The sequence below is a fragment of the Pseudomonas sp. GM74 genome (assembly GCF_000282455.1).
In the GTDB taxonomy this organism is placed as follows: Bacteria; Pseudomonadota; Gammaproteobacteria; order Pseudomonadales; family Pseudomonadaceae; genus Aquipseudomonas.
The window spans coordinates 24,352-49,480 of sequence record NZ_AKJG01000096.1; the positions used below are offsets into that span (position 1 = coordinate 24,352).

Sequence of the window (25,129 nt, forward strand, 5' to 3'; positions counted from 1 at the left end):
CATTTCTGTCTGCGACAAATTGCCATAAGTAACTAGTTAGTACATTATTCCGCCCTTGTCACAAATGGGGAAAATGTCCGACATGAACAATTCTGGGGCTGCCGCCGGCAGCAAATGGTTGCTGGCGGGGTTGGGTGTGCTGATTGCACTGATCGGACTCGGCCTGGCGGGTGGCGGCGGCTATCTGCTTGCGCTGGGTGGCAGCTGGTATTTCCTGCTGATGGGCCTGGCGATGCTGGTGTCCGGCCTGTTGATTGCCCGCCGTAAGCCGCTCGGCGCCTGGCTGTATGGTGTGGCGCTGGTCCTCACCGCGATCTGGGCGGTATGGGATGCCGGTCTTGAATACTGGCCGCTGGTCTCGCGGGTACTGACGTTCGCCGTGATCGGGCTGGTCGTCGCGCTGATCTATCCGACCCTGGTCCGCGCTTCGGGCGCGACCGGCGGACGTGGCGCCTACGGTCTGGCTGGCATTCTGGGTGTGGGCGTCGTTGCGACGATGGCCTACATGTTCGTGCCGACCCACGTGGTCAAAAACACCACTGTACCTGCGGTAACGCCGGTCACTCCGGGCACCGAACAGAAAGACTGGGCCCACTGGGGCAACACCACCGCCGGCAACCGCTTTGCCGCGCTGGACCAGATCACCAAGGGCAACATCGACAAGCTGCAGGTCGCCTGGACCTTCCGCACCGGCGACATTCCGCAAAGCACCGGTGCCGGCGCCGAAGATCAGAACACCCCGCTACAGATTGGTGACACGGTCTACACCTGCACCGCCTACGGCAAAGTCTTCGCCCTGGATGCCGACACCGGCGCTCAGCGCTGGAAGTTTGACCCGCAAGGCACCGCGCCCAACTGGCAGCGCTGCCGTGGCCTGGGCTATTCCGAAACCCCGGCTTCTTCGGACAATCAGCCAACCGCCTGTACGAAACGTCTGTTTCTGCCGACCGGCGATGCCCGTCTGATTGCCCTCAATGCCGACACCGGCAAGCCCTGCGAAGAATTCGGTAACGAGGGCACCGTTGACCTGACCACCGACATGGGCGAAGTGAAGCCCGGTTACTACCAGCAAACCTCGACCCCATTGGTCGCAGGGGACGTGGTGATCGTCGGCGGCCGCGTGGCCGATAACTACTCCACCGGCGAACCGCCGGGCGTGGTGCGTGCCTACGACGTGCGCAGCGGTGAACTGGTGTGGGCGTGGGATCCGGGCAACCCGAACACGACCAAACGCCCACCGGCCGGTGAGACCTATACCCGTGGTACGCCGAACGTGTGGTCGGCCATGTCCTACGATGCCAAGCTCGGTCTGGTTTACTTGCCAACCGGCAACGCCACCCCGGACTTCTTCGGCGGGCAACGCACCGAGTTCGACGACAAGTGGAGCTCGTCCATCGTCGCCATCGATGTGAAGACCGGCCAGGTGCGCTGGCATTTCCAGACCACCCACCACGACCTGTGGGACTTCGACCTGCCGGCACAACCGCTGCTGTACGACGTGCCGGACGACAAGGGCGGCACCCAGCCAGCCCTGGCGCAAGTCACCAAGCAGGGTGAGATCTTCCTGCTCAACCGCGAAACCGGCGTGCCGATTGCCCGGGTCGAAGAGCGCCCGGTGCCGCAAGGCAAGGTTCCTGGCGAACGCTACTCGCCAACCCAGCCGTTCTCGGTGGACATGCCGTCAATCGGCAACAAGACCCTTACCGAGTCCGACATGTGGGGCGCCACGCCGTTTGATCAGTTGATGTGCCGCATCCAGTTCAAAGGCATGCGCCACGAAGGCGTCTACACCCCGCCGGGCATGGATCGCGCCCTGCAGTTCCCCGGCTCGTTGGGTGGTATGAACTGGGGCAGTGTCTCGGCCGATCCGAACACCAACTACATGTTCGTCAACGACATGCGCCTGGGCCTGGCCAACTACATGATCCCGCGCGACAAGATCAAAGCCGGGGCCAGCGGCATCGAAATGGGCGTGGTACCGCAGGAGGGCACGCCATTCGGCGCCATGCGCGAACGCTTCCTCTCGGCGGTTGGCATCCCGTGCCAGAAACCACCGTTCGGCACCATGTCCGCCATCGACCTCAAGACCCACAAACTGATGTGGCAAGTTCCGGTCGGCACCGTACAAGACACCGGCCCGCTGGGCATCCGCATGCACCTGCCGATCCCGATCGGCATGCCGACCCTAGGGGCATCGCTGGCCACCCAGTCGGGCCTGCTGTTCTTCGCCGGCACCCAGGACTTCTACCTGCGCGCCTTCGATACCGGCAACGGCAACGAAATCTGGAAGTCGCGCTTGCCGGTAGGCAGCCAGTCCGGGCCGATGACCTACGTTTCACCGAAAACCGGCAGGCAGTACATCCTGCTGACGGTGGGCGGCGCGCGTCAGTCGACGGATCGCGGGGATTATGTGATTGCCTACGCTTTGCCCAAGTAAGGGCTGAAGCTTGAGTCAGAAAAGCCGCGCCATTGCGCGGCTTTTTCTTGCCTGAGAATTATTACTTCCGCAAAGCGTTGTCGATGAGTTCGATCTGAAAGCGATACCGTGCATTCACATGTTTGAGAAGCATGGCACCGATTGAGATTCCGAGGACAAGTGCTATCACCATTAGCAAAATGGAGTCGCCTAGGTTTTCAGTCACAGGCCCAGCCATCAAGGTCTGACTTAACCATGGAAAGCCACCAAATTCCTTGGCGCAAACGTAGGCGCTACCTAGCAGGGCCAGCCCTGCGGCTTTTTCTCCAAAAAAATAGGCGACGCGGGCTTCTGCTCGATTAACTCTCAGTTCGAGCCAGTATTTTGCATTTGCCAAGGCATTTTCATGGTGGTTTTTTAGTACTTCGACGAAGGTGTTTTCATGCGTGATGTCGGCCAGCATGTTTCTCAAACTGATGGTTTTCCATCGGACTAGAGTCCATGCCGACGCAAAGATTGGAGCCAACAGGGAGGCGAATGTAGATAGAGTGGAAAACATTATTAGAGCGAGCGCGATGTTTTTCATCATATCGGGTAACGGTGATTGGGACGTGTGCCAGTAGGCCAGCAACGCTGCAATCCCCATCCCGACTGCACCAGCTAATAGAGCCCGATTGGCGAAGCGTGCCGCTTGGATCTCTAATCCTGTGCGCCGAGAAGCTGCCTTTCGAGGTTCGCATTGACTTAAGTATTCAAGAACCTTGAAGGTTTCTTCGAGAGAGTTCTTCAGAAAATCCTTTTCCATGCTGTTCATTTGATGCTCCTTTTTTGAAATTGATGAGTTTTCGCAAGAAAAATACAGCACAAGCGACGCGAGGTGATGCAGATGACGAACAAAATGCCGCCTGCTGTACGGGATCACGCATGGCAGATCGCACATCACGAAATGGGGCACTACGTAGTGGCCCGCGCCTTGGGCTTTGCCACGGGTGGGGTAACCCTGACAGTGACCATGGACTTGAGGCATCAAGGAGGGGCATCCATCAATCTGGCGCGGTCAATTTCCTCAATGGAAACCATGAAGGAATATCTGGAAGCCAGGATGATGGTGCTCCTGGCTGGCGCCATGGCGCAGACACTGCCTTCAAAACCTTCCGCCACCAAACGCGTCGATAAGCTCAAAGCCACCACCATCCTCAAAGGCGAGCAAGGGGCGGAACAGGATTACGCAAAAATCAGGGAGCTTCAGCATCTGCTGCGCAACATCGTTTACCCCGATACCGATCCAGCGTTGAGTGAGCTAATAACGGCGGAGCTTAAGGCGATGACGGATCGGGTGTGGGGTCGGACGCAAAAAATCATCGAGGATCAGGCCGAGACGATTGCCGAATTGGCTGCGGCGCTGGTGGACGGAATGGTCATCGTGGAGCAATGGGGGCGGGCGGCGGATACGTATGAGGTGGTGTTCACCGGGCCGATGCTGGAACGGCTGCGGGCCGTGCAGGCCATACCTTCGTGATGTGATTGGACTGAAGAGCCTGGCCCTATCAGTCCCAAAGAAGGAACGCTCGGTCCCTTTTTGGGAATTCTCAGGCTCTGTTTATTCTATTGATCTGCTTGCGCTCTCGTTTGAGCAGGTCTGCGCGTCAGCACCTTCACCACATCATCAATCAGCGCTTTGCTCATCGTCGTCAGGTAATGCGCGGCCCAGGCGTGGCGGTCGGAGTCTTGGGCGTAGGCGGCATCGACGGTCAGGGACTTGGCGAGGTAGAGCAGGTCGGAGGCTTGGGCCAGGGCGTCGGCGATGGGGACGTTGCGACAGACGTGGAACAGTGGTTGGTCCGAGAGAAACAGGAAGGGCGTGAAGCCAACGGTTTTCAGTTCTGAGGGTGCGGATGTGCTCATGTTCAAACCCCTAATTTTTTAAGGAGCTGTCACATTCGTTTCCAAGCGAATGGGTGGCAGCTGTGCGCAGGTTGGAAAACCGGGAAACTAGGAAACCGGCACGCCCAGGGACGTCCCACGCACAGCCGCCATAACTCTAAATTGAGGTGGGCAATCTGTTGCGTCTAATTTCGTCGGGTTTCCAAGCCCGATCGCTGAATGCTCAGCGACGTCCGGAGACTATCCCGTCAAAGAAAAGCGCAACAAGGCGGCAATGTGCCCAAAAGCAAGATTCGGAGTTTGCCTACAAGGTCCTAAGGCGTCATCCGATATTTCGACACCCTCAGTAAACGAAGACTGGCGCGACGAGCGATTTTCCAGGCCAGTGCATCCTTTGAGTCGTCGAGCCAAACGCCTGGTTCCCGCGTTGTCATGAGGGCACTGAAGCAATAGGTGAAACGGCAACCCCCCGCCAGTAACCGTCGTTAACAATTGACAGGGGAATCAGGGTGGTTGGGCACCTCTGAAGCTCATACATTTATTCCTTTGAGGTTATATTCCTTTGGTGGCATATTTGTATGAAATGGGACGTCGAATACACGGATGAATTTGAGGCCTGGTGGGATCACCTGAACGAGGCCGAACAGGACTCGGTTCAGGCCACGGTGATGTTGCTGGGCGAGGATGGCCCACACTTGGGTTTTCCACATACCAGTGATATCAAGGGTTCACGACATGGCAACCTGCGTGAGTTAAGGGTGCAGCATGCTGGCAGGCCGTACCCTGTGCTGTACGCATTTGATCCACGGCGCAGCGCGATTCTGCTGATTGGCGGTGATAAAACCGGCCAGGAGCGTTGGTATGCGGAACACGTGCCACTGGCCGAGCGTCTCTACGACGAGCACTTGGAAACATTGATGAAAGAGGGCTATGACAATGGCTAAAAAATTTGCTGATTTGGTGGCTCGTCGCTCTCCAGAGTCTCAAGCGCGTGTCGAGGCCTTGCATCAGAAGCTACGAGCTCAAATGCCGTTGCACGAGTTGCGCCAGGCGCAAGCGTTGAGTCAGGACACACTGGCCAGGACGCTGCATGTCAACCAGGCGGCGATCTCCAAGATGGAGCGGCGAACGGACATGTACATCAGTACTTTGCGCAACTATATCCGCGCCATGGGTGGCGAACTGGAAATCATCGCCACTTTCCCCGAGGGCCAGGTAAAGATCGAGAATTTTGCCAACTGAACGATTAAAAAATGGCTCTACTGTTTCGGTCTATCCAGACACGCAAAAGCCGCGCATTGCGCGGCTTTCTTGTTTGGTGGGCCCACACGGACTTGAACCGTGGACCAAAGGATTATGAGTCCTCTGCTCTAACCAACTGAGCTATAGGCCCTCAGTAGGCCGCGGATTATAACGACGGTTTCGCTGCTGTGCCATCCGAAAAAGCCATTACGGTTGTACGAAGAAACGTCGCGGCGAATTCGTCGGAGGGCAGGGGCAGGCTGACGATGTAGCCCTGGATTTGTTCGCAACCCTCGGCAGCGAGGAATTGCTGTTGCGCCAGGGTCTCGACCCCTTCGGCAATCACGGTGAATTGCATGCTGCGCCCGAGCGCGATGATGGCGCGTACGATCGCCGCATCGTGGGGATCATCCGGCAGGCCGCGGACGAAGGACTGGTCGATCTTGAGGATGTCCAGCGGCAGGCGCTTGAGGTAACTCAGGGACGAGTAGCCGGTGCCGAAGTCGTCGATGGCCAGTTGCACGCCCAGTTGTTTGAGTTGATGCAGCACCGCCAGCGCTTCTTCTGCCTGGCTCATGATGAAGTTTTCGGTGATTTCCAGTTGCAGGAAACCGGGGTTGAGGCCGTTGTCCTTGAGTAACTGTTCGATGCGGCCCACCAGGTTGGGTTGGCGCAGTTGGGCGCCGGCCAGGTTGACCGACAGCGGGCCGGGACTGTCGTACAGCCGGTGCCATTCGGCCATCTGCCGGCAGGCGGTTTCCAGAACCCAGTCGCCGATTTGCAGGATCATGCCGTTTTCTTCAGCCAGCGGGATGAAGTGTTCCCGCGGCACGTCGCCAAAGGTCGGATGACGCCAGCGGATCAGGGCTTCGGCACCGACCAGGCTGTAGTCTTCGAGGCTGATTTTCGGTTGGTAGCACAGGTGCAACTCGTTGCGCTCGATGGCGCGGCGCAGTTCGTGTTCCAGCGCCACGCGTTCGCTGGCCTGGGCTGTGAGGTCGCGGGTGTAGCTTTCGACACGGTTGCGGCCCTTGGCCTTGGAGCGGTACATCGCGGCGTCGGCGTTCTTGATCAGTGTGGCAACGTCACAGCCATCCTTCGGATAGAGGCTGGTGCCGATGCTGGCACTGATGAAGAACTCGTGTTCGCCGGCCTGGAACGGCGCGGCGAAACAATTGAGCAGTTTGGTGGCGATGTGGTCGGCATCGCTGGATTGTTGCAGGCCCGGCAGCAGGATAATGAACTCGTCACCCCCCAGGCGCGCCACGGTGTCGATGTCACGCAGCTGCTCCTTGAGGCGCACGGCAATGCCCTTGAGCAACAGGTCGCCGACCGGGTGGCCGAGGCTGTCGTTGATGTGCTTGAAGCGGTCGAGGTCGAGGAACAGCACCGCGCCCTGGCCGCCGTTTTCCTGCTGGCTGTTAAGCGCCGTCAGCAGGCGGCTTTCGAACAGTGTGCGGTTCGGCAGGCCGGTCAGCGGGTCGTGGTGCGCCTGGTAGTCGAGTTTGGCCTGGGCGTGCTTGAGGCTGGAAATGTCGGCGAACACCGCGACAAAGTGGGTGATGAACTTCTCGCGGTTGCGCACGGCACTGATGGTCAGCCAGCTGGGGTACAGCTCGCCATTCTTGCGCCGGTTGGAAATTTCACCTTGCCAGTGGCCTTCGGCGGTCAATTGGTGCCACATGGCGGCGTAGAACGCGCTGTCATGCAGGCCCGAGGCGAGCAGGCGTGGCGTGTGGCCCAGGGCTTCGCTTTCACTGTAACCAGTGATTTCGCTGAATGCACGGTTGACCGCGCTGATGTGCTGTTGGGTATCGGTGATCAGCACGCCTTCGGCGGTGCTTTCGAACACGGTGGCGGCCTGTTGCAGTTTTTCCTGCATCAGATGCCGCTCGGTGATGTCCCGGGCGATGGTCAACATGCAGTCCTCATCGCCAATCGGCAGCGGACGGCTGGATACTTCACAGAGGCGGATCTGCCCGTCGCTGCGGCGGATATGGCAGCTGAAGTCACGGACAAAGCCGTCGCGGTGCAGCAGGTCGAGCATTTGCTTGCGTTCATTGAGGTTGACCCAGATCCCCAGGTCCAGCGCCGAACGATCCACCGACATGGCGCTGTTGAACCCGGTGATGCGGCTGAAACCCTCGTTGACCTCCAGCAGCAAGCCATCGCTTTGGCGCGACAGCAGCAAACCGTCGGGGGAGGCGTGGAAGGCCTTGGCGAATTTCTCTTCGGACGTTTGCAGCTGTTGCTGGGTTTCTTTGAGTGGAGTGATGTCCCGCACCACGACCACCAGCGCCGGTGTCATGTCGAGGTCGAACGGTTCGGCGGAGATCAGGCCGGTAAACACCTGGCCGTTGCTGCGACGAAAGGGCATTTCCAGGTTGCGGATGCTGCCGGCCTGCAAACGTTGCAGCAGGCCCGGCCCGACACCTGGAATCCCCCAGATGTTCAGGTTGGTGGCGGTCTGGCCAATGACGTCCTCGGCCTTGAGGCCGATCTGTTCTTCGAACGCTTCGTTGACTTCAAGCAGGCAACCGTCGCTCAGGCGGGCGATTACCAGAATGTCCGGGCATTGCTGGAACACGGAAGCGAATTTCTGTTCCGACAGGCGCAACGCTTCTTCGGTGCGCTTGGCGTCGGTGATGTCGATCATCAAACCGCGCAACACCGGTTCATGCCCGTGTTCGATCAGGCTGACGATGTCGCGCACCCAAAGGCAACGGCCGTCGGCGGTGATTACTCGGTAATCAAGGCGGTGGTCGCGCCCTGCCAGCACTTCGTGGTCGCAGAAGGTCTGGGCGCGGGTCAGGTCGGCGGGGTGAATGATGTTGCGCCAGAAGCCCGGAATCAGCCAGTGGGACAGGGGATAACCGAGAAGGTCTTCGGCGTGGGGCGATACATAGCTGTAGGTGAAGTCCGTGACTTTTGCTTCCCAGGCGATGGCCGACAGGCTCTCCACCAGGCCACGGTAGTGGTATTCGCTGCTGCGCAGTTCCTGTTCAAGGTCGACCCGGCGGGCGATTTCCGAGCTCAAGCGGCGGTTGATGCGGATAACCACCGCCAGCACGACAGTCAGCAGCAGCAATCCGGGCAGGCCATACACCAGCAGGTCATTCCAGATAGTTCGATGATCGAGGACGTTGCCGACCCAATGCCCCTGGATGGCACTGATTTCAGCGGGGCTCATGTCCGCCAGGACTTTGTCGAGAATGCCGACCAGCACTTTGTTGTTGCGGGGCACACCCATGGCCAGTTGATAGCGATAGGGCGTTTCACCGCTGACATACAACCCATCGAGCTTGAGTTGGCGCAGGCTCCAGACGCTTGAAGCCAAATCGCCTACCACGGCGTCCACTTCGTCGGTGGCCAGCGCCTGCAGCGCCGAACTGACGTTGGGCATCGCCACCAGATTCAAGTCGGGATGGTGGCTGCGCAGCAGTTCGTGGGGGGCGTAGTTTTCCACCACGGCGATTTTCAGGCCGTACAGGTCTTTCAGGTTATGTGGCTGGGGGCCCCCGACATGGGCCAGGATGACAATCGGAAAATCCAGATAGGGACGGGTGAACGACAGGTATTTCTGGCGTTCCGGGGTCGACATGATGCCCGGCAGCAGGTCCAGCTTGCCCTTTTTGGCCTGCTCCAGGACGGCGGTCCAGCTCACCGGCTCGATGGGCGTGAGTCGGGTTGCCAGCCTTTTGCGGATGACCTCGATGTAATCCGCGGCAAGGCCCTGGTAGCGGCCCTCATCGTCACGAAACTCGAAGGGCGGCCACGACGCATCGACACCCAGGCGCAATTCCGGGTGAGCCGCCAGCCAGCTACGTTCTTCGTCGGTTAGAGTCAGCGCGCCAGCCGTTGCGGTCCAGGTCATCAGCGACAGCAAAAAAAGCACGGTCGGCAGTCTGGGCATAACGGTCTCGTTATGGCTCTGGGGATTGTTTCGAGTGTAGACGGGCTACGGGGCGGAGGGGGAGGTGCGTAGATATTAATCTGCCATAAAACAAAACCCCCGGCCTGGGCCGGGGGTTTTGGTATCACTCGTCGAGGAAGGAGCGCAGATGCTCGCTTCTCGTCGGGTGGCGCAGCTTGCGCAGCGCCTTGGCTTCGATCTGACGAATCCGCTCACGGGTCACGTCGAACTGCTTACCAACCTCTTCGAGGGTGTGGTCGGTATTCATGTCGATACCGAAGCGCATGCGCAGTACCTTGGCTTCACGGGCAGTTAGGCCGGACAGCACTTCGCGAGTCGCTTCTTTAAGGCTCTCAACGGTTGCAACATCGATTGGCGACTGCATGGTCGAGTCTTCGATGAAGTCACCCAGATGGGAGTCTTCGTCATCACCGATCGGGGTTTCCATGGAGATCGGCTCTTTAGCGATCTTCAATACCTTGCGGATCTTGTCCTCAGGCATTTCCATGCGTTCGCCCAGCTCTTCCGGGGTCGGTTCGCGACCCATTTCCTGCAGCATCTGGCGGGAAATGCGGTTGAGCTTGTTGATCGTCTCGATCATGTGCACCGGAATACGGATGGTGCGGGCCTGGTCGGCGATCGAGCGAGTGATCGCCTGACGGATCCACCAGGTGGCATAAGTCGAGAACTTGTAGCCGCGACGGTATTCGAACTTGTCTACCGCTTTCATCAAGCCGATGTTGCCTTCCTGGATCAGATCGAGGAATTGCAGGCCACGGTTGGTGTACTTCTTGGCGATCGAGATCACCAGACGCAAGTTGGCTTCAACCATCTCTTTCTTCGCGCGGCGGGCCTTGGCCTCACCGATCGACATGCGACGGTTGATGTCCTTGATTTCAGCGATGGTCAAACCGGTTTCGGTTTCCAGCGCGGTCAGCTTCTGCTGGCAACGGATGATGTCCGGCTGCAGGCGACCAATGGCTTCAGCATATTTGCCTTTGCCTTTGGCCAGGGCGTCACTCCAGCTTTCGTCGACTTCGTTGCCCGGGAACTGGCGCAGGAAGTCGGCACGCGGCATGCGTGCATCACGAACACAGAGCTGCATGATTGCGCGCTCTTGCTGACGCAGGCGATCCAGGGCACTGCGAACACGCTCGACCAGGCCTTCGAATTGCTTCGGCACCAGTTTGATCGGCATGAACAGCTCGGCCAGGGCCAACAGCTCGGCAATCGCTGCCTTGTTGTTGCGACCGTGCTTTTTCAGAGCCTTGCGGGTGATTTCCATCTGATCGGCCACAGCGCCAAAGCGCTGCGCGGCGATGATCGGATCCGGACCGCTTTCGGCTTCTTCTTCGTCATCCGAAGCTTCGGCGTCATCGTCGTCGGTATCGTCATCCGCTTTCACGGCTTTCGGATCGATCGGCGGTGGCACTTCGGCGGCAGGCGGCGCAATGCCGTCGTCCGGGTCGATGTAACCGCTCAGGACGTCGGACAGGCGACCACCTTCGGAGGTGACGCGGGTGTACTCGGAGAGGATATGGTCAACCGTGCCAGGGAAGTGCGCGATTGCGCTCATCACTTCACGGATGCCCTCTTCAATACGCTTGGCGATTTCGATTTCGCCTTCACGTGTGAGGAGCTCTACCGTACCCATTTCGCGCATGTACATGCGCACCGGGTCGGTAGTGCGACCAATGTCGGTCTCGACCGCAGCCAACGCTGCAGCGGCCTCTTCGGCTGCGGCTTCGTCGGTATCGGCGTCGGCCAGCATAAGGGAATCCTTATCTGGCGCAACCTCGAATACGTTGATCCCCATGTCATTGATCATGCGGATGATGTCTTCCACCTGTTCCGGATCTGAAATATCCTCCGGCAGGTGGTCGTTGACCTCCGCGTAAGTCAGGTAGCCCTGCTCACGACCAAGTGTGATCAACTCTTTGATACGAGACTGCTGTTGCGCTTTTCCGGACATAACACCCTATCCACTGAAGGTCTTGGCGGGCAAAAAACAAGCCGAGGATTATACCTGAGCTATGACCTCACGCGCCAGTTGAGGTCGGGTTTGATGCGGAAACATTGCGACTCAAGAGGTCGCGCAGTTGATTTTTCTCTTCGCTGGTCAATTCGCTTTGACGCGCTTTTCGCAGAAGTTGTTCCAGATTTCGCTCGCGTTGGCGGGCTGACAAGCTAGTAATGGTGTCGAAAAACTGTTGTTCAAGGTTATCTCCATCAATCAGCCATTCCTTTTCCGCCAGGGCCTTGAGCAAACGGCCTTGTTCTGTGCCGTGCCAACGCGCAATCAGTTGAATTGAGTTTAGCTTGGGATTCTTCTGCACAGCTTCGAGCAGCGCCACCAGCAATTGCGTGTTGGTGTGATCCTCGGCGGCGAAGTGGCCGGCATCCTCGACTTTTTCGGCCAGTTGCGGGTGGTGCAGCAACGTGCGCAAGGCGGCGAGGGTCGGTGGTTCTACGGCGGCGGGCACCCGTGGCGCGCGGGGTTGATCGCGATCACCGCCCCGTTTGCCATTCTTGTCCCACGGTTTCTTGTCCCATTTCTTGCCTCCTGCACCGGGTTTCTTCGGCGTCCATTCCTGTTGCGGCACATACATTTCCTGTGCCTGCGGCTGATGATAGTCGCTGTAATCGGGCATCGCGTCGTAATCGATGCCCGGGTCGTAGGCCGGTGGCGCTTCTTGCGGGGCGCTTTGTGCCAGCTGGCTCACCGCTTCGCCGCTCAGGCCGGTGATTTCGCTCAGGCGTTGACGCATCAGGGTGCGCAGGTTGGCGCCCGGGACTTTGTCGATCAGTGGCGCGGCGAGGGTGGCCATGTGGGCCTTGCCCTCAAGCGACCGCGGGTCGGCTTCTTCCGTCAGTTGCTGGAAGAAGTAATCGGCCAGTGGCTGCGCGTGCTGGTTGATCCGTGCGCGGAAGGCATCGGTGCCCTCGGAGCGGACCAGGGTGTCCGGGTCCTCGCCTTCGGGCAGGAACAGAAAGCGTGCGCGACGACCGTCCTGCAGGCTCGAAAGTGTCGCCTCCAGTGCTCGCCATGCCGCATTGCGGCCGGCCTGGTCGCCGTCGAAGCAGAACAGCACGCTGGGCACGACGCGAAACAGCCGTTTGAGGTGTTCTTCGCTGGTGGCGGTGCCCAGGGTCGCGACGGCATTGCGCAGGCCTTGCTGGGCCAGGGCAATGACGTCCATGTAACCCTCGACGACGATGATCTCGTCGAGGTTGCGGTTGGTCTTGCGCGCTTCGTACAGGCCGTAGAGTTCCTGGCCTTTATGGAAAACCGGGGTTTCCGGGGAGTTCAGGTATTTCGGCTTGTCGTCGCCCAATACCCGGCCGCCGAAGGCGATGACGCGACCGCGACTGTCGCGGATCGGAAACATCACGCGGTCGCGGAAGCGGTCGTAGCGTTTACCGCTTTCGGCGTTTTCGATCAGCAGGCCGGCATCGATCATGGCTTTTTGTTGCAGGGTATCGCTGCTCAAGTGCTTGAACAGGTTGTCCCAGCCAGGCGGGGCAAAGCCCAGGCCGAAGTCCCGGGCGATTTCGCCGGTCAGCCCGCGACCTTTGAGGTATTCCACGGCGGCCTTGCGCGATGGATGGCTTTTGAGGGCCTGGCGATAGAAGTCGGCAGCGGCGCTTAGTAGCGGATATAGCGGCGAATCGGTCGGTTGTCGCGGTTTATGCGGCCGGCCGCTTTCTTCCCGGGGGATTTCCATGCCGGCGGCTTTGGCCAGTTCTTCGACAGCCTGGACGAAATCCAGGTTGTCGTGGTCCATGATGAAGCCGAGGGCGTTGCCACCAGCGCCGCAGCCGAAGCAGTAATAGAACTGCTTGTCGGGGCTGACGCTGAACGACGGAGTCTTTTCCTTGTGGAACGGGCAGCAGGCGGTGTGGTTCTTGCCGGCCTTTTTCAATTGCAGGCGCGAGCTGACCACATCGACGATGTCGGTGCGGTTCAGAAGGTCGTCAATGAAGCTCTGGGGAATTAGCCCGGCCATGGCGTTCTCGTCATCTGCGCTGAAAGGGTCCGGTAACGTACGGCGACCGAACGGCGGTCATTGTTTGAGGCGCGCAAAGTGTGCGGCTCGACCAGTGTCGTCTGCGTAATCGTTCTCGGGAAGTGTATCTGCCGAAAATCCACTGACGTTAATGCCAATCAGCATTCGACTGTTTGAATGTGTTGCGCTGAATCCGCTGCGGCCAATCACAGGCCCCGGATAGCTCATCATTTGGCACGCAAGCAGGTGCCTTGGGCTGATCGTCGTGAGAGGAATCAGTGGGTGTGCTCGTCAGTAGCCTTGAAAGGCTCGTCAGAAAAGACGTGCACCGCTGGCAAAAGAGCCAGGTCTGACGCGGTGAAGCAGATTTGTCTCGGTCGCGTCTGCGGCTTTGACAGTGAAGCATCAAGCGTTTTACGCAAATGCCATAAGCCCGGCTGAGGGCCGGGCTTGGCAGAAGCTTGCTACGATCGTCTGTGTATTAGTACAGACGAACGGCGCGGCGCTGTTCGCGCTGAACTTTCTTGGCGTGACGCTTAACAGCGGCTGCTGCTTTGCGCTTACGCTCAGAAGTTGGCTTCTCGTAAAATTCGCGGCTACGAACTTCAGCCAGTACACCGGCTTTTTCGCAGGAGCGCTTGAAACGACGCAGAGCTACGTCGAAGGGTTCGTTCTCTTTTACTTTGACGGCTGGCATCCAGAGCTACCTTCATTCATTACCGGGGTCAACATCCTCGCGGCAAAAGAGCACTTGAAGACGTCGGTTTTTAAGGGTTGCGGATGTTAACCCCTCATCGCTCGGAATGCAAAGCCTCTGATCGAAAACCGCTGGTCGGGGCATCACGCGACGACTATTATGCGCGCCTTCGAATTCAGCCTACACAAGGCGCAAACCCATGCTAGTACTGGGATTAGAAACCTCCTGCGACGAAACCGGTGTCGCATTGTATGACAGTGAACGCGGCCTGCTGGCCGACGCACTGTTCAGTCAGATCGACCTGCACCGAGCCTATGGTGGCGTAGTGCCGGAGCTGGCTTCGCGCGATCACGTCAAACGCATGCTGCCCTTGATTCGTCAGGTGTTGGCCGAGGCCGACTGCGTGCCGACCGAGATCGATGCGATCGCTTACACCGCGGGTCCTGGCCTGGTCGGTGCCTTGCTGGTAGGGGCTTCCTGTGCTCAGGCGCTGGCCTTTGCCTGGGGTATTCCGGCCCTCGGCGTGCATCACATGGAAGGCCATTTGCTGGCGCCAATGCTGGAGTCGCAACCGCCGGAATTTCCGTTCGTCGCTTTGTTGGTGTCGGGTGGTCATACGCAACTGGTTCAGGTCGACGGAATCGGTCAGTACACGCTCCTGGGCGAGACCCTGGATGACGCTGCCGGCGAAGCCTTCGACAAGACGGCCAAGATGATGGGCCTCAATTATCCGGGTGGGCCTGAGATTGCTCGCCTTGCAGAACAGGGCGTTGCAGGACGTTTCGTCTTCCCGCGTCCGATGTGCGACCGCCCGGGCCTGGATTTCAGCTTCAGTGGCCTGAAAACCTTTGCGTTGAACACCTGGCAACAGTGCGTCAGCACCGGGGACGACGGCGAGCAAGCCCGTTGCGACATCTCGCTGGCGTTCCAGCAGGCCGTGGTGGAGACTTTGACCATCAAGTGCAAGCGTGCCCTGAAGGCCGCGGGCATGAAGCGCCTGGTGATCGCTGGAGGCGTCAGTGCCAACAAGGCGTTGCGCACTTCCCTGGAAAAAATGCTCGGTGACATGAAGGGCGATGTATTTTATGCCCGTGCGCAGTTCTGCACCGATAACGGCGCGATGATCGCCTTTGCCGGCTGCCAGCGTTTGCAGGCCGGACAGCAGGAAAGCCTGGCGATCAGCGTGCAGGCACGTTGGCCGATGGAGCAGTTGACCGCATTGTGATGAGCGATGCTCATGTCCGGCCTTTAAAAATGCCGTTCGCGCCCGGCAAACAGGTCGCGTAGATTGCCACGATGACGCCAGACGATCAGCCCTGTGAGCGCGCTCATGGGCAGCAGGGCGGCCGGTTCTTGCCAGGCCAGCAACGGCAAGGTCAACGGTGTGGCGATGAGGGCAGCCAGGGAGCTGGTGCGGGTCAGGTAGAACGTCAAGAGCCAAGCGCAGACCGCCAGAAGGGCTGCAGGCGGGTATAGCCCCAGCAACATGCCGGCAGCGGTGGCGACACCCTTGCCGCCGCGAAAGCGAAAGTACAATGGAAACAGATGGCCGATGACGGCATAGACGCCGATCCAGGCCTGTTCCTGCTGCGAAAGGCCCGCAAGACGCGCAATCAGTACCGGCAGCAGGCCTTTGCAAAGGTCGCCGAGCAGGGTCAGGATGGCGAGTTTCTTGCCGGCCAGGCGCAACATGTTGGTGGCACCGGCATTGCCCGAGCCACTCATTCGCGGATCGGGGTTACCGGTCAGGCGGCTGAGCAAAATGGCAAAGGACAGAGAGCCGAGCAGGTAGGCGAGGATCGCCAATAACCAAAACATGCTAACTATTCCGGGCGAGGAAGCCCTGATTCTAACGGCGCATTGCGCCCTTGTCGTGTAGCGGAGAGAAGTGCTTGGACAGAGTGTTTATCGAGGGCCTGGAAGTCGACACGGTGATAGGTGCCTACGACTGGGAACGGGGCATCCGACAGTGCTTGCGTCTTGATCTGAGCTTTGCCTGGGATAATCGCCCGGCCGCAGCCGGTGATGACCTGACCCTGGCGCTCGACTACGCCAGTGTTTCCTCGCGCATCCAGGCGTTTGCCGAGCAGGCGCAATTCCAGCTGGTGGAAACCTTTGCCGAGCGCCTGGTTGAAGTGCTGATGAGCGAATTCAAGATCACCTGGATGCGCCTGAAGCTGACCAAGCCCGGCGCCGTCCCGGCTGCCACCGGCGGTGTGGGCGTGGAGATCGAGCGCGGATGTCGCTGACTCAGGTGTACCTCGGGCTCGGTAGCAATATCGAGCGTGAAACCCATTTGCGGGCGGGGCTCGATGCTTTGGCGGCGTTCCTGGTCGATATCCGCTGTTCGGCGGTGTTCGAAAGCCAGCCGGTGGGCATCAAGAGCGGGCCGTTCTTCAATTTCGTGGTGTCGGCGTATACCGATCTGCCGCTGATTGAGCTTGATCGTCGTCTGAAGTTCATCGAGGCGGATAACGGTCGTTACGCACCGGATCGCCGAGGTTTGCCACTGGATATCGACGTGTTGTTGTTCGGTGACCTGGTGGGCAATTTCGATGGCCTGATCTTGCCACGGGCAGAAATTCTGAAAAATGCGTTTGTTCTGTGGCCGTTGTCGTTGATAGCGCCTGATCGCGTGCACCCGGGCGTAGGTAAAAGTTTCGCCACATTGTGGGCCGAATCGCAGATCGATCAGGTGCTGGCGCCGGTGGCGTTTGAGTGGCGTGGCGAGCAATTGACGCCTTCAGATTTGCTGTGATCTGACCGACGCCTTCGCGAGCAAGCCCGCTCCCACGGAACCGTGGGAGCGGGCTTGCTCGCGAAGCTTTTCAGGTAGACGCCGCTTCCTTGTAAGCCTTCAGCGCCTTTAGCCGCTCGCGCTTGATCGCCTCCCCCAGCTCCGGTCCCTTGAACCCCTTTTCCAGCAACGGCTGAACCGCCACGCTGCGAGCCGCGGTTGCCGCACCGCGCAAATAATCCGCCTGTGGATAACTTCTTTCCTCCAGCCCTTTGCGTCCGCGCGCATCCATCTCGCATGCGGCAATGAACTCCTCGAACCGCTGTGGCCGACGGTAAATGTCGAAGCTTTGCAGCAATTCCAGCAATGTCGATGGCTTTAGCTCAAGGGCACGATGCCCGTGGGTGTGATACTCGCCCACCAGCAGCGCCAGTTCCTGGCAGTCCCTCGGTACCTTGAAGCGTTCGTTGACCGCTTTGATCAGCTTCAGTCCCTTGAACTCGTGGGCAATGTGTCGCGGCCATTCTTCCTCTGGCGTCAGGCCCTTGCCCAGGTCGTGCAACAGGCACGCCCAGCGCACGGTCAGCGGCTGTTTGTGCAACGCCGCTTGCTGCAGCACGCTCAGGGTATGTGTGCCTGTATCGATTTCCGGGTGGTGGGCGGGTGGTTGCGGTACGCCAAACAGCGCGTCGACCTCGGGCATCAGCACCTTGAGTGCGCCGCATGCGCGTAGAACCTCGACAAACACCTGTGGCTGATCTTCCATCAGGGCGCGGGAAATTTCCTTCCAGCTGCGCTCGGGAGTCAGCGCCTCAAGCTCACCTGACTCGCTGAGTTGGCGCATCAGTTCCAGGGTTTCCGGGGCGACGGTAAAACCCAGCGCGGCATATCGCGCGGCAAAGCGGGCAACGCGCAGGACCCTGAGTGGATCCTCGGCAAACGCCGGGGAAACATGGCGCAACAGGCGCGCTTCTAGATCGCGCTGGCCGTGATACGGGTCGGTCAGGTTCTGTTGATCGTCTTCGGCCATGGCATTGATGGTCAGGTCGCGACGGATCAGGTCTTCTTCGAGGGTGACTTCAGGGCTGGCGTGAAAAGTGAATCCGCCGTAACCGCGTCCGCTTTTGCGCTCGGTGCGGGCGAGGGCGTATTCCTCGCCGCTTTTTGGATGAAGGAACACCGGGAAATCCGCGCCCACCGGGCGAAAGCCCTTGGCGAGCATTTCTTCGGTGGTGGCGCCGACCACGACCCAGTCGATATCGGTAACCGGTTTGCCCAGCAGGCGATCACGTACCGCGCCGCCGACTTTATAAATACGCATAAAAAACCTCCGTTAGCTCGACAGGATAACCGTTGCATCGAGCTTTCGGAGGCACAAACCGGATCAAAGATGGATGACGGCCAGGTCCAGGCGGCCGTAATCACCTTCGCCGTGCTCGCTTTTTGGCGGCACATGGTGGGTTTTCATGACTTGATCGCCTTGCAGGGTTTCCAGGTGAATGTCGAAGCCCCAGAGGCGGTGCAGGTGTTTGAGCACTTCTTCAGTCGAGTCCCCCAGCGGTTTGCGGTCGTGCTGCTGGTGGCGCAGGGTCAGGGAGCGGTCGCCGCGGCGGTCGATGCTGTAGATCTGCACGTTGGGCTCGCGATTGCCCAGGTTGTACTGTGCCGCGAGGGTTTCACGGATGATGCGGTAACCTCCTTCGTCGTGAATGGCGGGTACCAGCAGGTCGTCCTTCTGGTCGTCGTCGAGAATGCTGAACAGCTTCAGGTCGCGGATCACCTTGGGCGACAGGTACTGCAGGATGAAGCTCTCATCCTTGAAGCTGCTCATGGCGAACTTGATGGCTGCCAGCCAGTCGGTACCGGCAATGTCCGGGAACCAGCGGCGATCTTCTTCCGTAGGCTCTTCGCACATGCGACGGATGTCGCGGTACATGGCAAACCCCAGGGCGTAGGGGTTGATGCCACTGTAGTAAGGGCTATCGAAACCAGGCTGGAACACCACGCTGGTGTGGGACGTCAGGAACTCCATCATGAAGCCGTCGGTGACCAGGCCCTCGTCGTACAGGTCGTTCATCAGGGTGTAGTGCCAGAACGTGGCCCAACCCTCGTTCATCACCTGGGTCTGACGCTGTGGATAAAAGTACTGGGCGATCTTGCGCACGATACGCACGATTTCCCGCTGCCATGGTTCCAGCAGCGGCGCGTGTTTTTCGATGAAGTACAGGATGTTTTCCTGGGGTTCGGCGGGGAAGCGTGCGTTGTCCTTGTCGCTGTACTTGTCCGCGCCCTTGGGAATGGTGCGCCACAGATCGTTGATCTGTTTCTGTAAATGCTCTTCCCGATCCTTTTGCCGGCGACGTTCTTCTTCCGCAGAGATCGGATAAGGGCGTTTGTAGCGGTCGACCCCATAGTTCATCAGCGCATGGCAGGAGTCGAGCAGGTCCTCGACCGCGTCGATACCGTGGCGTTCTTCACACTGCATGATGTACTGCTTGGCAAACACCAGATAATCGATGATCGAACTGGCATCAGTCCAGGTGCGGAACAGGTAGTTGCCTTTGAAAAAGCTGTTGTGCCCGTAGCATGCATGGGCCACCACTAGCGCCTGCATGCAGATGGTGTTTTCTTCCATCAGGTAGGCGATGCATGGGTCGGAGTTGATCACTATCTCGTAGGCCAGCCCCATCTGGCCACGGGTGTAGGACTTTTCGGTGCTGAGGAAGTGCTTGCCGTAGGACCAGTGGTGATAACCCAGCGGCATACCGACCGAGGCGTAGGCGTCCATCATCTGTTCGGCGGTGATCACTTCGATCTGGTTGGGATACGTATCGAGTGCGTAACCGGCCGCAATACGACTGATTTCGCGGTCGTAGGCCTGGATCAGCTCGAACGTCCATTCGGAGCCGGTGGAAATGGGCTGGCGTTTCTGCTCTTTGGCGGTCATGTCACTAACCTGCGCTGGAAGAGTTCACGGAAGACCGGATAGATATCCCCGGCCGAGACCAGTTGTTGCTGGGCAAATGTGTCGGAAAAGGCTTCGGCGATGCGCTCGTACTCGAACCACAGGGCCTGGTGTTCGCGCGGGGTGATCTCAACGTAAGTGTAGTACTGCACGAATGGCATGATCTGGTTGATCAGGATGTCGCGGCAGATAGGGGAGTCGTCGTTCCAGTTGTCACCGTCGGAGGCCTGGGCGGCGTAGATGTTCCACTCGTTGCTCGGATAACGCTCGGCCATGATCTCCTGCATCAGTTTCAAGGCGCTGGAGACGATGGTGCCGCCGGTTTCCCGGGAGTAGAAAAACTCCTCTTCATCCACTTCGCGGGCGCTGGTGTGATGGCGGATGAACACGACGTCGATCTTTTCGTAGTTACGCTTGAGAAACAGGTACAGCAGGATAAAGAAGCGCTTGGCGATGTCCTTGGTCGCCTGGGTCATCGAGCCGGACACGTCCATCAGGCAGAACATCACGGCCTTGGAGCTGGGGTTGGGTTGTTTGATGAGCAGGTTGTACTTGAGGTCGAACGTGTCGAGAAACGGCACGCGGTGAATGCGCGCGCTGAGTTTTTCGATTTCCGCTTCGATTTCCTGAATATCGCCGAAGTTGTCCGGCTCTTCCTGCTTGAGTCGCAGAAGTTCTTCCTTGGCTTCGCGCAGCTTTGCCCGGCTGCTGCCGGACAGGGCGATACGTCGGGCGTGAGCCGAACGCAGGGTGCGGATGATGTTGATCCGCGACGGGTTACCCTCGTTGCTGATCCCGGCGCGCACGGTCTTGAAGGTGTCGGTGCCGGTCAGGTTGCGCTTGACCAGGTTGGGCAGTTCGAGATCCTCGAACATGAACTCGAGGAACTCTTCCTGGGTGATCTGGAAGACGAATTCGTCCATCCCTTCGCCGGAATTGCCGGCCTTGCCGGGACCCCGGCCGCCACCGCCTCCCGGTGGACGTGCGATATGTTCGCCGCTGGTGAATTCCTTGTTGCCCGGGTGCACGACCGTCTGCTTGCCACCGCGACCGTGATGAAGCACCGGCTCGTCGATGTCGCGGCCGGGAATGCTGATTTGTTCGCCGTGTTCCATATCGGTAATGGAGCGCCGGCTGACCGCCTCTTCGACAGCCTTTTTGATGTGATCACGGTACCGCCGCAGAAACCGCTGGCGGTTCACCGTGCTCTTGTTCTTGCCATTGAGACGTCGGTCGATCACATAGCTCATAGGGAGCCCTCCGGGCAGCTACAAGATACAAGCTTCAAGCTACAAGCTCGAAGCTTTCAAAGCAAACAGGAGCCACCAACAGCCTCAAGCGCCCCTACGGTGTGCTTGAGGCTTGTAGCTTGCCGCTTGCAGCTGCCTTACTGCGATTTTCTGACCCGCAGGTACCACTCGGACAGCAGTCGTACCTGTTTGTCGGTGTAGCCCCGCTCGACCATCCGTGTGACGAAGTCGTTGTGTTTCTGCTGGTCCTCTTTGCTGGCCTTGGCATTGAAGCTGATGACTGGCAGCAGGTCCTCGGTGTTGGAGAACATTTTCTTCTCGATGACCACCCGCAGCTTTTCGTAGCTGAGCCAGGTCGGGTTCTTGCCGTTGTTGTTGGCCCGGGCGCGCAGTACGAAGTTGACGATTTCGTTGCGGAAATCCTTCGGATTGCTGATGCCGGCCGGTTTTTCGATTTTCTCCAGTTCTTCGTTCAATGCTACGCGGTTGAGGATCTCGCCGGTTTCCGGGTCGCGGTATTCCTGGTCCTGGATCCAGAAGTCGGCGTACAGCACATAACGATCGAAGATGTTCTGGCCGTACTCGCTGTAGGACTCGAGGTAGGCGGTCTGGATCTCCTTGCCGATGAATTCGATGTAACGCGGTGCCAGGTACTCCTTGAGGAAGCGCAGATAGCGTTCGCGGGTCTCGGCCTGGAACTGTTCCTGCTCGATCTGTTGTTCCAGCACGTAGAGCAGGTGCACCGGGTTGGCGGCGATTTCGTGCGGATCGAAGTTGAACACCTTCGACAGGATCTTGAACGCGAAACGGGTCGACAGACCGTTCATGCCTTCGTCGACACCGGCATTGTCCCGGTATTCCTGGATCGACTTGGCTTTCGGATCGGTGTCCTTGAGGTTCTCGCCGTCATACACGCGCATCTTCGAGTAGATATTGGAGTTTTCCGGCTCCTTGAGGCGCGAGAGCACGGTGAACTGGGCCAGCATCTTCAGGGTATCCGGCGCGCAATGGGCCTTGGCCAGCGAACTGTTGAACAGCAGCTTGTCGTAGATCTTCACTTCGTCACTGACCCGCAGGCAGTACGGCACTTTGACGATATAGATCCGGTCGATGAAGGCTTCGTTGTTCTTGTTGTTGCGGAAGGTGTGCCACTCCGATTCGTTTGAGTGGGCCAGCAGGATCCCGGTGAACGGAATCGCGCCGAGGCCTTCGGTACTGTTGTAGTTGCCTTCCTGGGTGGCGGTCAGCAGTGGGTGCAGCACCTTGATCGGTGCCTTGAACATTTCGACGAATTCCATCAGGCCCTGGTTGGACCGGCACAGTGCGCCCGAGTAGCTGTATGCATCAGCGTCGTTCTGCGGGAACTCCTCCAGTTTGCGGATATCGACCTTGCCCACCAGCGCCGAGATGTCCTGGTTGTTTTCGTCGCCAGGTTCGGTCTTGGCCACGGCGATCTGGTTGAGGATCGACGGGTAGAGTTTCACCACGCGGAACTGACTGATGTCGCCGCCGAATTCGGCCAGGCGCTTGGTGGCCCATGGCGACATGATGGTGTTGAGGTAGCGCCGTGGAATGCCGAAGTCTTCCTCCAGGATCGCTCCATCTTCAGTGGAGTTGAACAGACCCAGGGGAGACTCGAAAACCGGCGAGCCCTTGATGGCATAGAAGGGCACTTTTTCCATCAATTGCTTGAGCTTCTCGGCCAGGGACGATTTACCGCCACCGACTGGGCCGAGCAGGTAAAGGATCTGTTTCTTCTCTTCCAGGCCCTGCGCGGCATGGCGGAAATACGACACGATCTGGTCGATGCATTCTTCCATCCCGTGGAAGTCTTCAAAGGCCGGATAGCGGCGGATGACCTTGTTGGAGAAGATGCGCGACAGTCTCGAGTTGGTCGAGGTGTCGAGCAGTTCCGGTTCACCGATGGCCAGCAGCAGACGCTCGGCGGCGGAAACGTAGGCGCTACGGTCTTTTTTGCACAGTTCAAGATACTCCTGCAGCGAGAGTTCTTCCTGGCGTGTGGACTCGAAGCGTTGTTGGAAGTGGCTAAAGATACTCATGACGTCACCTCGCTCGATACGTGGAGCCGACGCCGGATCACTCAGTCGATGCTGGCAGCAACCGAACAGGCGATTGCTGTTTACCCCCCAGAACTCTCCCGGAGCTGACTACTCCGAAAGCTACTCCCGATGACCCGTGCGCCGGTGTACCGGCTCTCCCCTGTTTTGGATGGCCTGGGCTTAAGGATAGTTGGGAATTCGGGAGGTAAAGGCGAGATACGTAATTAGTTGTGGCAGACCGTTCGTCTGCCACCGCGCCAGCCCGCGGGAGCCGGGGCCTGCAACGTTACAAAAAAATTATTCAGTGGTGCCTTGCGCCGTTTCCGCAGGATACGTCGTACGCCACAACTCGAATCCGCCATCCATGCTGTAGACGTCTGAGAAGCCCTGGCTGATCAGGTAGGCGGCCGCGCCCTGGCTGGAATTGCCGTGATAGCAGACCACCACGGTCGGTGCGTCGAGGTCTGCACCCTGGATAAACGCGTGCAGGGAATGGTTGTCCAGATGCTTCGAGCCTGCGATGTGCAGGGCGGCAAAAGTGGCCGGGTCGCGGACGTCGACCACCACTGCGCCTTGTTCGCGCAGGGCCTGGGCCTGTTCCGGGGGGATACGTTTGAATTCGCTCATGGCGGGCTCCTGTGGCTCGGCTGAATGGGCAGTCTAGCGCGGGGCGCTGGCTGGCGATGTTTGGGGAATGGATGAGGCGACTGGCGGCACGGCATGACCGTGTTCGTCGCATTTGCAGGACAGGCGTTCAAGGCTGTCGACGTTCATCAGGGTCAGGGCGCCGCCCCAGACACAACCTGTATCGAGGGCCGAAATACCCGGCTCTTCGACGTTGCCCTCAAGTGCTGCCCAGTGACCGAAGATGATCTTCAGGTCCTTGGTCTTGCGGTGCTGGTGCTGGAACCAGGGCTTGTAGCCTGCTGGTGCGGTACCGAGACCTTCCTTGCTCTTGAGGTCGAGTTTGCCTTCGGCGGTGCAAAAACGCATGCGGGTGAAATAGTTGGTGATCACCCGCAGGCGCGTCACGCCCTTGAGGTCATTGTCCCATTTCGCCGGATCGTTGCCGTACATGCCATCGAGGTAGGGCGGCAGCAGGTTGTCGTCACGCAAGGCGGTCTCGACTTCGGCAGCACACTTCAAGGCTTTGCGCAGCGACCACTGGGGTGGAATGCCGGCATGGACCAGTGCCATGTTGCGCTGTTCGTCGTAGTGCATGAGCTTTTGCTGGCGCAGCCATTCGAGCAGTTCGGCGCTATCGGGCGCGTCAATGATCTCGTGCAGGGTATCGGCCTTCTTCAGGCGTTCGATGTTGCGTCCGGCCGCCAGCAGGTGCAGGTCGTGGTTGCCGAGCACGCACACCAGCGATTCGCGGATGCTATAGAGGAAGCGCAGGGTTTCCAGCGACTGCGGGCCGCGGTTGACCAGGTCGCCCACCAGCCACAGACGATCCCGTTGAGGGTCGAACGCCACTTGTTTGAGCAGGCATTGCAGGGCTTGAAGACAGCCTTGCAAGTCACCGACAGCGTACGTTGCCATCAGTGCAGGGCTCCGGGCACCGCCAGGCGGAAGGGCGCGATGATGGCATCGAAGTGTTTGCCGTCGTCGGACAGCATCTGATAGGTGCCTTGCATGGTGCCGACCTTGGTGGTCATGACCGTGCCGCTGCTGTAGGTGTGGCTCTTGCCGGGTTCGATCAACGGCTGCTGGCCCACCACGCCTGGGCCGCGCACTTCTTCGACATGCCCGTCACCATCGGTGATGACCCAGTGCCGTGAAAGCAGTTTGGCGGGCATTTCGCCATTGTTTTGCACGGTGATGGTGTAGGCGAAGGCAAAGCGGTCGTGCTCGGGTTGCGATTGTTCTGCCAGATAGCGGGTGACGACGCTGACGTCGACCTGATAACGAGGATCGGACATGCAAGGGGCCTTAAAAACGAAGCGGGACGCGGGGCG

The 25,129-nt window shown here is 59.1% G+C and carries 21 protein-coding genes and 1 tRNA gene; 7 read left to right on the plus strand and 15 right to left on the minus strand.

The window, feature by feature from the left end; translation table 11 throughout:
- Positions 1–82: 82 nt before the first annotated feature.
- On the plus strand, positions 83–2,437 hold the full coding sequence (locus tag PMI34_RS0127410; protein ID WP_032829763.1) for a glucose/quinate/shikimate family membrane-bound PQQ-dependent dehydrogenase: 2,355 nt from the start codon (positions 83–85) through the stop codon (positions 2,435–2,437).
- A gap of 61 nt (positions 2,438–2,498) precedes the next feature.
- Here PMI34_RS0127410 and PMI34_RS09685 read toward each other — a convergent pair whose 3' ends face one another.
- Complete coding sequence (locus tag PMI34_RS09685; RefSeq protein WP_008051589.1) at positions 2,499–3,230, minus strand: hypothetical protein; 732 nt, start codon at positions 3,228–3,230, stop codon at positions 2,499–2,501.
- Positions 3,231–3,302: 72 nt separating this feature from the next.
- Between PMI34_RS09685 and PMI34_RS09680 the strand changes: the two genes are divergently transcribed.
- Positions 3,303–3,935, plus strand: coding sequence for a hypothetical protein (locus tag PMI34_RS09680; protein WP_008051590.1), 633 nt, complete (start codon positions 3,303–3,305; stop codon positions 3,933–3,935).
- Between the two features lie 86 nt (positions 3,936–4,021).
- Here PMI34_RS09680 and PMI34_RS09675 read toward each other — a convergent pair whose 3' ends face one another.
- Positions 4,022–4,321 (minus strand): DUF3077 domain-containing protein, encoded by a 300-nt coding sequence (locus PMI34_RS09675; protein ID WP_008051591.1) that lies wholly within the window; start codon positions 4,319–4,321, stop codon positions 4,022–4,024.
- 557 nt (positions 4,322–4,878) lie between these two features.
- Here PMI34_RS09675 and PMI34_RS09670 point away from each other — a divergent pair.
- Positions 4,879–5,244 carry a type II toxin-antitoxin system RelE/ParE family toxin gene (locus PMI34_RS09670; protein WP_008051593.1) on the plus strand — a complete coding sequence of 122 codons (366 nt, stop codon included), beginning with the start codon at positions 4,879–4,881 and terminating at the stop codon, positions 5,242–5,244.
- Positions 5,237–5,542 (plus strand): XRE family transcriptional regulator, encoded by a 306-nt coding sequence (locus tag PMI34_RS09665; protein ID WP_008051594.1) that lies wholly within the window; start codon positions 5,237–5,239, stop codon positions 5,540–5,542. Before PMI34_RS09670 ends, PMI34_RS09665 begins: the two co-directional genes overlap by 8 nt.
- 74 nt (positions 5,543–5,616) lie before the next feature.
- Here the strand turns inward: PMI34_RS09665 and PMI34_RS09660 are convergent.
- The 5 genes from PMI34_RS09660 to rpsU form a co-directional block, all read right to left on the minus strand.
- Positions 5,617–5,693 (minus strand) — tRNA-Ile (locus tag PMI34_RS09660).
- Between the two features lie 15 nt (positions 5,694–5,708).
- Complete coding sequence (locus PMI34_RS09655) at positions 5,709–9,455, minus strand: bifunctional diguanylate cyclase/phosphodiesterase (RefSeq protein ID WP_008051595.1); 3,747 nt, start codon at positions 9,453–9,455, stop codon at positions 5,709–5,711.
- A 124-nt stretch (positions 9,456–9,579) separates the two neighbouring features.
- Positions 9,580–11,427, minus strand: coding sequence for an RNA polymerase sigma factor RpoD (gene rpoD / locus PMI34_RS09650; RefSeq protein ID WP_008051596.1), 1,848 nt, complete (start codon positions 11,425–11,427; stop codon positions 9,580–9,582).
- Positions 11,428–11,494: 67 nt separating this feature from the next.
- A complete protein-coding gene (gene dnaG, locus PMI34_RS09645) occupies positions 11,495–13,462 on the minus strand; it encodes a DNA primase (RefSeq protein WP_008051597.1) in 1,968 nt (655 codons plus the stop codon).
- 481 nt (positions 13,463–13,943) lie between these two features.
- On the minus strand, positions 13,944–14,159 hold the full coding sequence (gene rpsU / locus PMI34_RS28325; RefSeq protein ID WP_002551877.1) for a 30S ribosomal protein S21: 216 nt from the start codon (positions 14,157–14,159) through the stop codon (positions 13,944–13,946).
- Between the two features lie 199 nt (positions 14,160–14,358).
- Between rpsU and tsaD the strand changes: the two genes are divergently transcribed.
- Positions 14,359–15,384 carry a tRNA (adenosine(37)-N6)-threonylcarbamoyltransferase complex transferase subunit TsaD gene (gene tsaD, locus PMI34_RS09640; RefSeq protein ID WP_008051598.1) on the plus strand — a complete coding sequence of 342 codons (1,026 nt, stop codon included), beginning with the start codon at positions 14,359–14,361 and terminating at the stop codon, positions 15,382–15,384.
- A gap of 23 nt (positions 15,385–15,407) precedes the next feature.
- Here the strand turns inward: tsaD and plsY are convergent, their stop codons facing one another.
- Positions 15,408–15,977, minus strand: a complete 570-nt coding sequence (gene plsY, locus PMI34_RS09635; RefSeq protein WP_008051600.1) for a glycerol-3-phosphate 1-O-acyltransferase PlsY — start codon at positions 15,975–15,977, stop codon at positions 15,408–15,410.
- A 74-nt stretch (positions 15,978–16,051) separates the two neighbouring features.
- Between plsY and folB the strand changes: the two genes are divergently transcribed.
- Positions 16,052–16,408, plus strand: a complete 357-nt coding sequence (gene folB / locus PMI34_RS09630) for a dihydroneopterin aldolase (protein ID WP_008051601.1) — start codon at positions 16,052–16,054, stop codon at positions 16,406–16,408.
- Entirely contained in the window at positions 16,399–16,917 is a 519-nt protein-coding gene (gene folK / locus PMI34_RS09625) for a 2-amino-4-hydroxy-6-hydroxymethyldihydropteridine diphosphokinase (protein ID WP_008051603.1), read from the plus strand. The genes folB and folK overlap by 10 nt, the downstream gene beginning before the upstream one ends.
- A gap of 70 nt (positions 16,918–16,987) precedes the next feature.
- Here folK and PMI34_RS09620 read toward each other — a convergent pair whose 3' ends face one another.
- The 7 genes from PMI34_RS09620 to apaG form a co-directional block, all read right to left on the minus strand.
- Entirely contained in the window at positions 16,988–18,217 is a 1,230-nt protein-coding gene (locus tag PMI34_RS09620; RefSeq protein WP_008051605.1) for a multifunctional CCA addition/repair protein, read from the minus strand.
- A gap of 63 nt (positions 18,218–18,280) precedes the next feature.
- Positions 18,281–19,843, minus strand: coding sequence for a SpoVR family protein (locus PMI34_RS09615; RefSeq protein WP_008051607.1), 1,563 nt, complete (start codon positions 19,841–19,843; stop codon positions 18,281–18,283).
- Positions 19,840–21,111, minus strand: coding sequence for a YeaH/YhbH family protein (locus PMI34_RS09610; protein WP_008051610.1), 1,272 nt, complete (start codon positions 21,109–21,111; stop codon positions 19,840–19,842). Before PMI34_RS09610 ends, PMI34_RS09615 begins: the two co-directional genes overlap by 4 nt.
- Positions 21,112–21,248: 137 nt before the next feature.
- The gene (locus PMI34_RS09605; RefSeq protein ID WP_008051612.1) at positions 21,249–23,171 is read right to left on the minus strand and encodes a PrkA family serine protein kinase; all 1,923 of its coding nucleotides are present in this window, start codon (positions 23,169–23,171) and stop codon (positions 21,249–21,251) included.
- A gap of 297 nt (positions 23,172–23,468) precedes the next feature.
- Positions 23,469–23,798, minus strand: a complete 330-nt coding sequence (glpE, locus tag PMI34_RS09600) for a thiosulfate sulfurtransferase GlpE (RefSeq protein ID WP_008051614.1) — start codon at positions 23,796–23,798, stop codon at positions 23,469–23,471.
- 33 nt (positions 23,799–23,831) lie between these two features.
- A complete protein-coding gene (locus PMI34_RS09595) occupies positions 23,832–24,713 on the minus strand; it encodes a symmetrical bis(5'-nucleosyl)-tetraphosphatase (protein WP_008051617.1) in 882 nt (293 codons plus the stop codon).
- Positions 24,713–25,093 carry a Co2+/Mg2+ efflux protein ApaG gene (gene apaG, locus PMI34_RS09590; protein ID WP_008051619.1) on the minus strand — a complete coding sequence of 127 codons (381 nt, stop codon included), beginning with the start codon at positions 25,091–25,093 and terminating at the stop codon, positions 24,713–24,715. Before apaG ends, PMI34_RS09595 begins: the two co-directional genes overlap by 1 nt.
- Positions 25,094–25,129: the final 36 nt, after the last annotated feature.